Origin of the sequence: Burkholderia pseudomultivorans (assembly GCF_902499075.1) — a bacterium.
GTDB classification, from domain to species: Bacteria; Pseudomonadota; Gammaproteobacteria; order Burkholderiales; family Burkholderiaceae; genus Burkholderia; species Burkholderia pseudomultivorans.
Genome location: NZ_CABVPP010000028.1, coordinates 13,013 through 25,880, shown reverse-complemented (window position 1 = coordinate 25,880; position 12,868 = coordinate 13,013). Strand labels below are relative to the sequence as shown.

General features: G+C 69.2%; 13 protein-coding genes. 11 read left to right on the top strand and 2 right to left on the bottom strand.

Annotated features, from left to right (window positions below; genetic code table 11):
• The first annotated feature begins 5 nt into the window (after positions 1–5).
• The 9 genes from BST28156_RS18950 (at position 6) to BST28156_RS18910 (ending at position 10,237) form a co-directional block, all read left to right on the top strand.
• Complete coding sequence (locus BST28156_RS18950) at positions 6–893, top strand: alpha/beta fold hydrolase (RefSeq protein ID WP_174903068.1); 888 nt, start codon at positions 6–8, stop codon at positions 891–893.
• The gene (locus BST28156_RS18945) at positions 890–1,744 is read left to right on the top strand and encodes an IclR family transcriptional regulator (RefSeq protein ID WP_060236916.1); all 855 of its coding nucleotides are present in this window, start codon (positions 890–892) and stop codon (positions 1,742–1,744) included. The genes BST28156_RS18950 and BST28156_RS18945 overlap by 4 nt, the downstream gene beginning before the upstream one ends.
• Positions 1,741–2,538 carry an SDR family oxidoreductase gene (locus BST28156_RS18940; RefSeq protein WP_174903067.1) on the top strand — a complete coding sequence of 266 codons (798 nt, stop codon included), beginning with the start codon at positions 1,741–1,743 and terminating at the stop codon, positions 2,536–2,538. The genes BST28156_RS18945 and BST28156_RS18940 overlap by 4 nt, the downstream gene beginning before the upstream one ends.
• The gene (locus tag BST28156_RS18935; RefSeq protein ID WP_174903066.1) at positions 2,531–4,198 is read left to right on the top strand and encodes a thiamine pyrophosphate-binding protein; all 1,668 of its coding nucleotides are present in this window, start codon (positions 2,531–2,533) and stop codon (positions 4,196–4,198) included. Before BST28156_RS18940 ends, BST28156_RS18935 begins: the two co-directional genes overlap by 8 nt.
• The gene (locus BST28156_RS18930) at positions 4,191–5,018 is read left to right on the top strand and encodes an aspartate dehydrogenase (RefSeq protein WP_060236926.1); all 828 of its coding nucleotides are present in this window, start codon (positions 4,191–4,193) and stop codon (positions 5,016–5,018) included. Before BST28156_RS18935 ends, BST28156_RS18930 begins: the two co-directional genes overlap by 8 nt.
• A gap of 78 nt (positions 5,019–5,096) precedes the next feature.
• On the top strand, positions 5,097–6,587 hold the full coding sequence (locus BST28156_RS18925; RefSeq protein ID WP_174903065.1) for an aldehyde dehydrogenase: 1,491 nt from the start codon (positions 5,097–5,099) through the stop codon (positions 6,585–6,587).
• An 18-nt stretch (positions 6,588–6,605) separates the two neighbouring features.
• Positions 6,606–7,568, top strand: coding sequence for a VOC family protein (locus BST28156_RS18920; protein WP_174903064.1), 963 nt, complete (start codon positions 6,606–6,608; stop codon positions 7,566–7,568).
• Entirely contained in the window at positions 7,565–8,809 is a 1,245-nt protein-coding gene (locus tag BST28156_RS18915; protein WP_174903063.1) for an NAD(P)/FAD-dependent oxidoreductase, read from the top strand. Before BST28156_RS18920 ends, BST28156_RS18915 begins: the two co-directional genes overlap by 4 nt.
• A gap of 27 nt (positions 8,810–8,836) precedes the next feature.
• Complete coding sequence (locus tag BST28156_RS18910; protein WP_174903062.1) at positions 8,837–10,237, top strand: MFS transporter; 1,401 nt, start codon at positions 8,837–8,839, stop codon at positions 10,235–10,237.
• Positions 10,238–10,358: 121 nt separating this feature from the next.
• On the opposite strand, the gene BST28156_RS18905 is transcribed toward BST28156_RS18910, so the two are convergent.
• Complete coding sequence (locus BST28156_RS18905; protein WP_174903061.1) at positions 10,359–11,285, bottom strand: ADP-ribosylglycohydrolase family protein; 927 nt, start codon at positions 11,283–11,285, stop codon at positions 10,359–10,361.
• Between the two features lie 374 nt (positions 11,286–11,659).
• Between BST28156_RS18905 and BST28156_RS18900 the strand changes: the two genes are divergently transcribed.
• Positions 11,660–12,073, top strand: a complete 414-nt coding sequence (locus BST28156_RS18900; protein ID WP_174903060.1) for a PPC domain-containing DNA-binding protein — start codon at positions 11,660–11,662, stop codon at positions 12,071–12,073.
• Positions 12,074–12,181: 108 nt separating this feature from the next.
• Entirely contained in the window at positions 12,182–12,319 is a 138-nt protein-coding gene (locus tag BST28156_RS18895; RefSeq protein ID WP_174903059.1) for a hypothetical protein, read from the top strand.
• 18 nt (positions 12,320–12,337) lie between these two features.
• Here BST28156_RS18895 and BST28156_RS18890 read toward each other — a convergent pair whose 3' ends face one another.
• Complete coding sequence (locus BST28156_RS18890) at positions 12,338–12,586, bottom strand: adhesin (RefSeq protein ID WP_174903106.1); 249 nt, start codon at positions 12,584–12,586, stop codon at positions 12,338–12,340.
• Positions 12,587–12,868 lie beyond the last annotated feature (282 nt).

The window sequence follows — 12,868 nt, the reverse complement described above, 5'->3', positions numbered from 1 at the left end:
AAGCGATGAGTGTCGTCGAAAAACGTGAACGCGACCGGTTCGCAGCGCTGCTCGGGCAGTTTCCCGAGCAGCGCTGCGCGGCCGGCGCGGCGGGCACGATCGGATACCGCGAGGCCGGCGCGCAACAGGCCGGCCGCACGCTGCCGGTCGTGCTGCTGCACGGGATCGGCTCGGGCGCCGCGTCGTGGGTGTGCCAGCTCGATGCGCTCGGCGCGTCGCGCCGCGTGCTCGCGTGGGATGCGCCCGGCTACGGCGTATCGACGCCCGTGAACGGCGCGTCGCCGGCCGCCGCCGACTACGCGGCGTCGCTGAACGCGTGGCTCGACGCACTCGGCATCGAACGCTGCGTGCTGGTCGGGCATTCACTCGGCGCGATCGTCGCGGGCGGCCTGGCCCGCGCGATGCCCGCGCGGATCGCGGGCCTGCTGCTGATCTCGCCCGCGGGCGGTTACGGCAGCGCGCCCGCCGAAACGCGCGAATCGCGCCGCGACGCGCGCCTCGCGATGCTCGCGGAGCTCGGCCCGGAAGGGCTTGCAGCGCAGCGCAGCGGCAACATGCTGTCGGGCTTCGCGAGCGAGGATGCACGTGCATGGGTGCGCTGGAACATGGCGCGCATCGTGCCGGCCGGCTATGCGCAGGCCACGCACCTGCTCGCGAACGCGGATCTCGCGACCGATCTCGCCGGCTTTCGCGGCCGCACGGCGGTGGCCGTCGGCGCGAACGACGCGATCACGCCGCCCGCCGCGTGCGAGCGGATCGCCGCGGCCGCGCGGGTCGGCCTGCAGGTGATTCCGCAGGCCGGCCACGCCGGCTATGTGGAAGCGCCGGCCGTCTATTCGGCGCTGATCGACGCGTTCTGTCGTCAGTGCTACCGGCAGTGGGGGCTGGCATGAGCGAACCGCTGCAAAAGGAAGCGGAAGGCGCGAAGAGCGAAGCCAACTACGTGGTGCCGGGCCTCGAGCGCGGCTTGCGGATCCTCGCCGAATTCTCGCCGCGCGAGCCGGTGCTCGGCGCGCCGGAACTGTCGAGGCGGCTCGGCATTCCGCGCACGACGGTGTTCCGTCTGTTGCAGACGCTGGAATCGCTCGGCTTTCTCGAACGCGCGGACAAGGATCGCAACTACAAGCTCGGCATCGCGGTGCTGCGGCTCGGCTTCGAATACCTGAGCTCGCTGGAGCTGACCGATCTCGGCCTGCCGGTGCTCGAAAGCCTGCGCGACGCGACCGGCTTCACGACGCATATCGTGATCCGCGACGGCCGCGACGTGGTGTTCGTCGCAAAGGCGCAGAGCCAGGCGGCGGTGTTCAGCTCGATTCGCGTGAACGTCGGCACGCGGCTGCCCGCGCATGCGACGACGCACGGGCACGTGCTGATGGGCGACCTGTCGCTGAAGGAACTGCGCGCGCTGTATCCGGAAGGCATGCTGCCGCGGATGACGAGCGCGACGCCCGAAACGGTCGACGCGCTGTACGAAGTGATCCGCGAGGATGCGCTGCGCGGCTACGGCGTCAGCAATTCGTCGTTCGAGCGCGGCATCTCGGTCGTCACGGCGCCGGTGCGCAACGACACGCAGAAGATCGTCGCGTGCATCACGGTGACGGTGCCGCGTCCGGAGATCGACGACGCGCTGATCGCGGACGGATTGATCGACAAGGTGCAGCGCGCGGCGGCGGAACTGTCGCGAAGGCTCAATTATCGCTCGGATGACGAGCACACGTTTCTCAAGGCTTTAGGACTCCGATGATCCAGATCGATCTGAGCGGGCAGGTGGCGGTGGTGACGGGCGGCTCGTCCGGGATCGGCCTCGCGACCGCCGAACGCTTTCTGCAGGCGGGCGCGTCGGTCGCGATCTGCGGCCGCGACGGCGAACGTCTCGCACGCGCCGAGGCGATGCTCGGCGAGAAATATCCGGGCGCGCCGCTGCTCGCGGTGCGCTGCAACGTGCTCGACGAAGCCGATGTCGCCGCGTTCGCGCAGGCCGTGTCGGCGCGCTTCGGCCGCACCGACATGCTGGTCAACAACGCCGGCCAGGGCCGCGTGTCGACCTTCGCCGACACGACCGACGACGCATGGCGCGACGAGCTGGAGCTGAAGTACTTCAGCATCATCCGGCCGACGCGCGCGTTCCTGCCGATGCTGCGCGACGCGGCCGCGCCGACGATCACCTGCGTGAACTCGCTGCTCGCGCTGCAGCCGGAACCGCACATGGTCGCGACATCGTCGGCGCGCGCCGGCGTGCTGAGCCTCGTGAAGTCGCTCGCGAACGAACTCGCGCCGCAGCGCATCCGCGTGAACTCGATCCTGATCGGCATCGTCGAGTCGGGGCAGTGGCGCCGTCGCTACGAGGCGCAGGCGCAGCCCGGCGAAAGCTGGGAGGACTGGACGGGCGCGCTCGCGCGCAACAAGAACATACCGCTGAACCGCTTCGGCCGGCCCGACGAGGCCGCCTGGGCGCTCTTTTATCTCGCAACGCATCTGTCGTCCTATACGACGGGCAGCCATATCGACGTTTCTGGAGGCTTTGCACGCCATGTCTAAAAAAACCACGGTTGGCGAGCTGATTGCCGCCTTTCTCGAGCAGTGCGGCGTGAAGACCGCATTCGGCGTCATCTCGATTCACAACATGCCGATCCTCGACGCGATCAACTCGCGCGGCAATATCCGCTACGTCGGCGCGCGCGGCGAAGCGGGCGCGGTCAACATGGCCGACGGGCTGGCCCGCGTGTCGGGCGGCCTCGGCGTCGCGTTCACGAGCACCGGCACGGCGGCGGGCAACGCGGCCGGCGCGATGGTCGAGGCGCTGACCGCCGGCACCGCGCTGCTGCACATCACCGGCCAGATCGAGACGCCGTACCTCGACCAGGATCTCGCGTACATCCACGAAGCGCCGGACCAGCTGACGATGCTCGACGCGATCTCGAAGGCCGCGTTCCGCGTGCGTACGGTCGAGACCGTGCTGCCGACGATTCGCGAAGCGGTGCGCGTCGCGCAGACCGCGCCGACCGGCCCCGTGTCGGTCGAGATCCCGATCGACATCCAGGCGGCCGAAATCGAATGGCCGGAAGACCTGGCGCCCGCGCACGTCGCGGTGCGCGAGCACGACAGCGCACGCGTCGCGAAGCTCGCCGACGCGCTGGCCGCGAAGCGCCGCCCGCTGCTGTGGCTCGGCGGCGGCGCGCGCCACGCGCGCGCCGAAGTCGAACGCCTCGTCAAGCTCGGCTTCGGCGTCGTGACCAGCGTGCAGGGCCGCGGCGTGCTGCCCGAAGATCATCCGGCGACGCTCGGCGCATTCAACGTGCATGCGGCGGTCGAAGCGTTCTACAAGACCTGCGACGCGCTGGTCGTGGTCGGCTCGCGTCTGCGCGGCAACGAAACGCTGAAGTACAAGCTCGCGCTGCCGCAGCCGCTGTTCCGCGTCGATGCCGACGCACTCGCCGATAACCGCGGCTATCGCAACGAACTGTTCGTGCATGGCGATTCGAAGCGTGTGCTGGCCGAGCTGGCCGACCGCCTCGAAGGCCGCCTGTCGGTCGATCCGCAGTTCGCGGCCGACCTGGCCGCCGCGCGCGAGCAGGCCGTCGCCGACGTGGCGGAAGGCCTCGGTCCGTACAAGACGCTGGTCGACACGCTGCAGGCCGCCGTCGGCCGCGACTACAACTGGGTGCGCGACGTGACGATCTCGAACAGCACGTGGGGCAACCGCCTGCTGAGGATCTTCGAACCGCGCGCGGGCGTGCATGCGCTCGGCGGCGGCATCGGCCAGGGGATGCAGATGGGTATCGGCGCGGCGCTCGCGGGCGCGGCGGCGAAGACGGTCTGCCTGGTCGGCGACGGCGGCCTGATGGTCAACGTCGGCGAGCTCGTGACGGCCGTGCAGGAAAACGCGAACGTGATGATCGTGCTGATGAACGATCAGTGCTACGGCGTGATCCGCAACATTCAGGACGCGCAATACGGCGGCCGCCGCTGCTTCGTGCAGCTGCACCAGCCCGATTTCGCGCAGTTCTGCGCGAGCTTCGGTCTCACGCACTACCGGATCACGTCGCTCGACCAGGCCGAGCAGATCGTGCGCGAAGGTCTTGCGAAGGAAGGCCCGGTGATGGTCGAAGTCGACATGCTGTCGGTCGGCTCGTTCGCGTCCGCGTTCGCGGGCCCGCCGGTCAAGAAGGAAGCGCCCGAGGAGCGCCAGTATGCGTAACGGACACGCACACGGGCATGCGCCCGTCGACGTCGCGATGATCGGCTTCGGCGCGATCGGCGCGGCCGTGTACCGGGCGGTCGAGCACGACGCGTCGCTGCGCGTCGCGCACGTGATCGTGCCCGAACACCAGCGCAGCGCCGTGCAGCGCGAGCTGGGCGAGGCGGTGGAGGTCGTGTCGTCGGTCGACGCGCTGGCCCGCCGTCCCGAGTTCGCGCTCGAATGCGCGGGCCACGGCGCGCTGGTCGACCACGTCGTGCCGCTGCTGAAGGCCGGCACCGATTGCGCGGTCGCGTCGATCGGCGCGCTGTCCGATCTCGCGCTGCTCGACGCGCTGTCGCAGGCCGCCGACGAAGGCGACGCGACGGTGACGCTGCTGTCCGGCGCGATCGGCGGCATCGACGCGCTGGCCGCCGCGCGGCAGGGCGGCCTCGACGAGGTGCTGTACGTCGGCCGCAAGCCGCCGCTCGGCTGGCTCGGCACGCCGGCCGAAGAACTGTGCGACCTGCGCGCGATGACCGAAGAGAAGGTGATCTTCGAAGGCACCGCGCGCGACGCCGCGCGGCTGTATCCGAAGAACGCGAACGTCGCGGCGACCGTCGCGCTCGCGGGCGTCGGCCTCGATGCGACGCGCGTGCGCCTGATCGCCGATCCGGCCGTCACGCGCAACGTGCACCGCATCGCCGCGCGCGGCGCGTTCGGCGAGATGTCGCTCGAAATGAGCGGCAAGCCGCTGCCGGACAACCCGAAGACGTCCGCGCTGACCGCGTTCAGCGCGATCCGCGCGCTGCGCAACCGCGCGGCCCGCTGCGTGATCTGACCGGGCGATCGAACCGCGCGCTCCGTCCTCGCCACGGCGACGGCGGGTGCGCACAGACAGACTTGTGGGACTTGTGAAATGACTCCATTCGATACGAGCCTCGTGCCCAACGGCGACATCCTGATCGGCGGCGAGTGGCGGCGCGGCCGTGGCGCGCCTTACGCGAGCGTTTATCCGGCCGACCAGTCGCTGAACATGGAAGTGTCGACGGCCGACGCGCAGGACGCGGCCGAAGCCGTCGAGGCGGCCGATGCCGCGTGGCGCCGCGCCGACTGGGCTGGGCTGAAGCCGCATCAGCGCGCGCTGGTGCTGTACCGCATCGCCGATCTGATCATGCAGCGCCACGAGGCGCTCGCGAACCTGCAGCGCCGCGACAACGGCAAGCCGATCGGCGAGACGCGCGTGCTGGTGGCGAGCGCGGCGAACACGTTCCGCTATTACGCGGCGTGCCTCGAAACGCTCGACGAAGACCTGACGCCGTCGCGCGGCGACTATCTGACGATGAGCGTGTACGAGCCGATCGGCGTGATCGCCGCGATCACGCCGTGGAATTCGCCGATCGCGTCCGACGCGCAGAAGCTTGCGCCGGCGCTCGCGGGCGGCAACGCGGTGGTGCTGAAGCCGGCCGAAGTCACGCCGCTCGCGTCGCTCGCGCTCGCGCGCATCTGCGAGGAAGCCGGCGTGCCGAAGGGCGTGCTCAGCGTGCTGCCGGGCAAGGGCTCGGTGATCGGCGACGTGCTGGTGCGCCATCCGCGCGTGAAGAAGGTGTCGTTTACGGGCGGCACCGAAGTAGGCCGCGGCATCGCGCGCATCGCGGCGGAGAAGCTGATGCCGGTGTCGCTCGAACTCGGCGGCAAGTCGCCGACGATCGTGTTCGACGACGCCGATCTCGACCACGCGGTCAACGGCGTGCTGTACGGCATCTTCAGCTCGTCGGGCGAGGCCTGCATCGCGGGTTCGCGGTTGTTCGTGCAGCGCTCGATCTACGACGCGTTCATGCAGCGTCTCGTCGAAGGTGCGCGCCGGCTGCGCGTGGGCGACCCGTCGCGGCCCGACACGCAGATGGGGCCGCTGATCACCGCGAAGCATCGCGAATCGGTGGAGCGCTACGTGGCGCTCGGCCTCGAGGAAGGCGGCCGGCTGCTGTGCGGCGGCGAGCGGCCGTCGGGCGACGGGCGCGAGCACGGCTTCTTCTACCAGCCGACGATACTCGAAGGCTTGCCGAACAGCGCGCGCATCTGCCAGGAAGAGATCTTCGGGCCGGTGCTGGTCGCGATGCCGTTCGACGACGAAGCGTCGCTGATCGCGCAGGCGAACGACAGCGTGTTCGGCCTGGCCGCCGGCATCTGGACGCGCGACTACAAGCGCGCATGGCGCACCGCGCGCGCGCTCGAAACCGGCACCGTGTGGATCAACACCTACAAGCTGTTCTCGATCTCCACGCCGTTCTCGGGCTGGAAGGAGAGCGGGATGGGCCGCGAGAAGGGCCGTCTCGGCATCCGCGAATACATGCAGCAGAAGAGCCTCTACTGGGGCTTGAACGACGCGCCGCTGCCGTGGGCGAACTGAGCGAAGGGGAATCACGCAATGAGCATTTTGGGTATCGAGCAGATCACGTACGGCGTCGACGATCTTGACACGTGCCGGCGCTTTTTCGCCGACTGGGGCTTGAAGGAAGTCGCGCACGACGACACGCGCGCGCGCTTCGAGACGATGAACGGCTGCACCGTGCTGGTCGTCAAGGCCGACGATCCGGCGCTGCCGCCCGCGTTCGAAGCGGGCCCGACGCTGCGCGAAGTGACGTGGGGCGTCGCCACGCAGCAGGAGCTCGACGCGCTGCGCGACAAGCTCGCCGGCCAGCCCGGCTATTACGCACACGACGACGCGCTCGGCTGCATCGATCCGAACGGAATGGCGATCCGCATCGAAGTCACGCGCAAGCGCGCGCTCGACATCACCGGCTCGCCGTCGAACGTGTGGGGTCGCACGCTGCGCGTCGACCAGCCGAGCCCGATCTATCCGCGCGCGGAACCGGTCGAGGTCGGCCACGTGGTGTTCTTCACGAATTGCCTCGACGCGCAGGAACGCTTCTATCACGACCTGCTCGGCTTCGAGACGTCGGATCGTTACCCGGGCCGCGGCGCGTTCATGCGCTGCGCGCCGCACGGCGGCCATCACGACCTGTTCCTGCTCGCGCTGCCGAACGGCAAGCGCGGCCTGAACCACGTCGCGTTCACCGTGCGCGATATCCACGAGGTATTCGGCGGCGGCCTGCATATCGACCGCTGCGGCTGGGAAACGCAGCTCGGCCCGGGCCGTCATCCGGTGTCGTCCGCGTACTTCTGGTACTTCCAGAATCCGGCCGGCGGCCTGATCGAGTACTACGCGGACGAAGACGTGCTGACGCCCGACTGGCAGCCGCGCGAATTCGAGCCGGGCCCGACCGTGTTCGCCGAATGGGCGGTAGACGGCGGCCTCGACGGCAACACGCGCCGGCAGAAGCAAGCGAAGGCGCCGGAAGGCAAGTTCATGACGGAGCGCAAATCATGAGTGACGCGAACCCGCAGGAACCGGCCGTACCGGGCACGGTCGTCGTGATCGGCGGCGGGCAGGCCGCCGGCTGGGTGCTGAAGACGCTGCGCGCGGAAGGCTACGCGGGCCGCCTCGTGATGATCGCCGACGAGCCGCATCTGCCGTACGAGCGTCCGCCGCTGTCGAAGGCCGTGCTGGCCGGCGACGCCGACATCGAGACCGTGCGCGTGGTGCGTCCCGACGAATTCGATGCGCTGAACGTCGAGGCATGGCAGCCGGAACGCGCAGCGTCGATCGATCGCGCGCGCCGCGTGGTGAAGACCGCGAGCGGCCGCGAGATCGAATACGACCGGCTCGTGATCGCGACCGGCGGCACGTCGCGCCGCTTGCCCGATGCGATCGTCAACACGCCGAACCTGCATTACCTGCGCACGCTCGACGAGGCGGCCGCGCTCGGCGAGAAGCTGCGCGCCAGCCGGCGCGTGCTCGTGATCGGCGGCGGCTGGATCGGGCTCGAAGTCGCGGCGACCGCGCGCAAGCTCGGCGTCGAGGCGGTGGTCGTCGAAGGCGCGCCGCGGCTGTGCGGGCGGTCGGTGCCGCAGATCGTGTCGGATTTCCTGCTCGACCTGCATCGCGCGAACGGCGTCGACGTGCGGCTCGGCGCGGCGCTTGCGTCGCTCGATGCGCAGCCGGACGACGCGTCGAAGGTGCGCGCGACGCTCGCCGACGGCACGACGATCGACGCCGATTTCGCGGTGGCGGGGATCGGTCTCGCGCTGAACGCGTCGCTCGCGAGCGATGCGGGGCTGGCCGTCGACGACGGCATCGTCGTCGACGAATTCGGTGCGACGAGCGACCCGGCGATCTTCGCGTGCGGCGACGTCGCGAACCATCACAACGGCTGGCTGAAGCGGCGCGTGCGGCTCGAATCGTGGGCGAACGCGCAGAACCAGGCGATCGCGGCCGCCAGGGCGGTGCTCGGCGTGCGCGCGCCGTATGCGGAGATTCCGTGGTTCTGGTCCGATCAGTACGACGTGAACCTGCAGATCCTCGGCGATCTGCCGGCCGATGCGCGGCTCGTCGTGCGCGGCGATCTCGCCGCGCGACGCGCGACGCTGTTTTTCGTTGGCGATGCGCATGTGAGAGGTGTGATCGCCATCAACAACGCGCGCGAGCTGAAGCTCGCGCGCAAGTGGATGAACCAGGGCCGGGCGGTGGATACGGAAGCCCTGGCAGACACGAGCAAAGCGCTGGCCTGACCGGCGACTGACCAGGAGACACCCCGCATGAGCACTTTCGACAACGTCGTGGCCGGTCGGGCCACGATGGAAGCTGCCGCCTCCACGCCCGGCGCGATCATCGCGCGGCTCGAGCGGCTTCCGGCCAATGGGATGCAGATTCGCGCGCGCGTGCTGATCGGCACCGCGACGTTCTTCGACGGCTTCGACGTGATCACGATCGCGGCGACGCTGCCGTTGCTGATTCACAAGTGGGGGCTGTCGCCGACGCAGATCGGCATGCTGATCGCGTCCGGCGCGATCGGCCAGCTGATCGGCGCGTTCCTGTTTCCCGCGCTGTCGGAAAAGCACGGCCGCGTGAAGTCGATCGCATGGAGCTCGGCCGTGATCGGCATCACGAGCATCGCGTGCGGCTTCGCACCGACCTTCGAGATCTTCGTGCTGCTGCGCATCCTGCAGGGGCTCGGGCTCGGCGGCGAGCTGCCGGTGGCGGCGACGTACATCAACGAGATCACGCGCGCGCATGGTCGCGGCCGGTTCGTGCTGCTGTACGAAGTCGTGTTCCCGATCGGCCTGCTCGTGTCGATGGCGCTCGGCGCATGGCTGGTGCCGCGTTTCGGCTGGGAGATCATGTACTTCGTCGGCGGCTTGCCGCTGCTGCTCGCGCTGGTGCTCACGCGTCTCGTGCCGGAATCGCCGCGCTGGCTCGCGTCGCGCGGGCGGCTCGCGGAAGCCGGTCGTGCGGTGGGCGAGTTCGAAGCGTCGGTGCGCGGCGAACTGCCGCCCGTCACGCAGACGGCCGCGTTCGACGAGATGGTGCGCCAGCATCCGAAGCGCAGGATGCGCGACCTGTTCAGCGTCGCGTATCGCAAGCGCACGATCGCCGTCGCGACGCTGTGGGCGACCTGCGGGTTCATCCAGTACGGGTTGTCGACGTGGCTGCCGACGCTCTACAAGAACTTCTATCACGCACCGCTGCAGCTTGCGCTGAACCTCGCGGTGATCGGCTCGGTGATGGGCGTGCTCGGGTCGCTGGCGTCCGCGCTGCTGGTCGACAAGCTCGGCCGCAAGCCGGTGATCGTGTGGTCGTTCGTGTTGTGCGCGGTATCGCTGCTGCTCGCGGGCATCTATCACGCGGAATCGGTGTACGTCGTGTCGATCTTCTGCTCGCTGTCGCTCGGCTTGATGGCGTCGGGGTTCATCACCGCGTATGTGTATACGCCCGAGCAGTATCCGACGAGCATCCGCGCGCTGGGCTGCGGGCTCGGCAGCGCATGGCTGAAGATCGCGTCGTTCGTCGCGCCGATGGTCGTGCCGCACGCAATCATCGGCGGGAATCTCGCGCCGGCGTTCTACCTGATCGGCGTCGTGCCGCTGATCGCGGCCGTGACCGTGCACTGGGTCGGGATCGAGACGAAGGGCAAGGTGTTGGAGGCGCTGGAGGCTTGAGCGTCGGCGACGGCGTGTCGGGCAGCGTGCTGTACGGACTGCCCGGCAGCGACCGGCGCGCGACGGGAAGCGGCGAGGGCCGCTGACTGCGCCAGTGCAGGGGGCGCGGGCGGCCCGCCGTTCAGCATGTCGCGAGCAGGTCTTCGACCATCGCTTTGCCGTGCAGGGCCGCGACCCAGCGTGCGGGCAACGCGGATTCGCCATACAGCACGCCGGCGAGGCTGCCGGCGATCGCCGCGGTCGTGTCCGTATCGTTTCCGAGTGCGACCGCGCGCTTCACGCAGTCCTCGTAGCTGCCGGTCGACAGCAGGCAATGGATCGCCGACCAGAAGCTGTCGACCACATACCCTGATCCCCGCGGCGCATCGAAGCGGCCGTCCAGTACGATCTTCAATTCGAGGAGGTCGGCCGTGCCTTCATGGCGGGCCAGCAGTTCGTCTTCGGCGGCGCGCACGGCGTCGGGCGCGGACTGGCCTTCGAGGATGCCCATCGCCGTCAGCGCATAGAGCGCGCAGCAGAGTTGCGAACGCACATGGCCGTGTGTGACGAGGTTCTGCTTGCGCGCGATGCGGATCGCATCGTCGCGTGACGCGGCGATCATGACCACCGGAAAGCAGCGCATCAGCGCGCCGTTGCCGTTGTCGCGCTCGCCGGCGGGGCCGGCCGCCGCCGGCGCGGCGCCGGCCGCGAGTGCGTCGAAGGCGCGGCGGGTCTGCAGGCCGACGTCGAACACCCGGCCGTCCGGCGTGAATGCGCCGCGATGAAACCAGTCCAGCAGGTTGCGGGCGAACGTGTCGAGATTCAGTTCGCGGTCGTGCAGCAGCGCGTCGAGCAGTGCGAGCGCCTGCGCGCCGTCGTCGCTCCACGTGCCGGCCGGCACGCCCGCGTGCGCGCGGGCGAAGCCCGGCGGCGGCATCATGTCGATCAGCGCGGACGGCGGAATCGACGCGGCGTCGTGGAATTCGTACGGGACGCCAAGCGCGTCGCCGATCAGCAGGCCAAGCAGGCCGCCGCGCAGGCGGGTCGTTCGGTTCGGAAGGGTGGTCATCGGATGCGGGGCGTGGCTTGCGGTATGGATCAGCATGAAGACTAGAGCAATCGACTGCGCGTGCCTAGCTGATGGGCGGCAGGTTAGGACGGCAGCGTTCCGGGTCGATGGCGTGTGGTCGTGAACTGGAGCCCGCCGGGGGCGATGCAACGGCAGCGGGAGGCGGGTGCGCATGGGTTGTCGCGACAAGTTGTTTCAACAACGACGTTGCGTGCCCCGATAGGGCGCCGCCTCGCGCGGGCATGCCCGTATTCTGCGATTTCGCTGCCGATTAACTCCGCCCGGCACGCACGCGTGCGACGACCGGGCTTGCCGTATGCCATGGCCGACCGTACTCTTTGCCGATACAACGGCCCGCCAACAGGTGATCGATCATGCAAGCCCATCCTCTGCGCCTTTCCCCCGGCGATGACCTGCGCGCGTCGATCGAGGACGCGCTGCGCCGGCACGGCTGGCGCGCGGCGTTCGTCATTCAGGGGATCGGGAGTCTTCGTGTTGCCGAGCTGCGGTTTGCCGGGGTGGACGCGCCGACCACGTTGCGCGGCGACCTCGAAATCCTGACGCTGGCCGGTTCGGTGTCGCCGAATGGCGCGCATCTGCATATGTCGGTGTCCGACGCGCACGGGCGCGTGTCGGGCGGTCACGTCGCGCGAGGCTGCGAGGTGCGCACGACCGCCGAAATCCTGCTCGCGCTGCTTCCCGCCCATCGCTTTTCCCGCGAGTTCGACGCGGCCACCGGATTCGACGAGCTGGTGATTCGCCCTGAACCGGGCGCCGATGCGACATGAGCGACGCGACGATGGCGGCGCGCGTTCGCCGGACTACGGCGCGATCAACGGATGATTCGGCCAGACCGTGCGCCTTCAACGCGTCACGAGACGGCCAGCGAGCGAGATATGACCGATCGGAACGACATGCGCATCGCGTCGGCGAAGGCGCTCGTCATTCAGGCGATGACGAAGCCGGGTGCGTACGACGCGTCGCTTCGGGAAGCCCGCGCGCTGCTCGAGGCGGCGCTGGCGCAGCCCCGATGAAGCGCCTGCCGTTCCGCGTTAGTTCTTCGCGAGCGATACGTCGGCGTCGCCGCGGCCCGTCACCAGGCAACCGGACATGAACGCCTCGCTCTGGCTGCCGGCGGCGGCTTCGCCGAAGCCGCGGCTCAGCGCGTCGTATTTCACGCGCTGCGCACCCTGCTCGCACGCGAGCGGGCTGGTGTCGCGGCCCTGCGCGTGCAGGATCGCGCGATCGGCGATCAGATAGGCCAGCAGCGCGAAAACGGCGATATGTACGGTGCGTCTCATCATGGTTCGTCTCCTCGTTGCCCTAGCGTATCGCGGACGGGTTTCGCGAAGCACTTGGGGCTTCCCCCGGTAAACGTCTGCTGAAATGGGTGCGCGGCAGGTTAGTCCTGCCCTGTTTTTTTTGCGCAGACGGCAAAGGGAAACGGGGTTCGAACGCGTGTGGCCGGCTATTTCTTCGGCTATTTCCTGACAGCCGGCACGCAAGAACCGGGCGGGGCGGTACGCGAATGGCGGCGTGCAAGACGCGACCGGAACGCGTTTGCCGGCGTGGCAACCGCACGA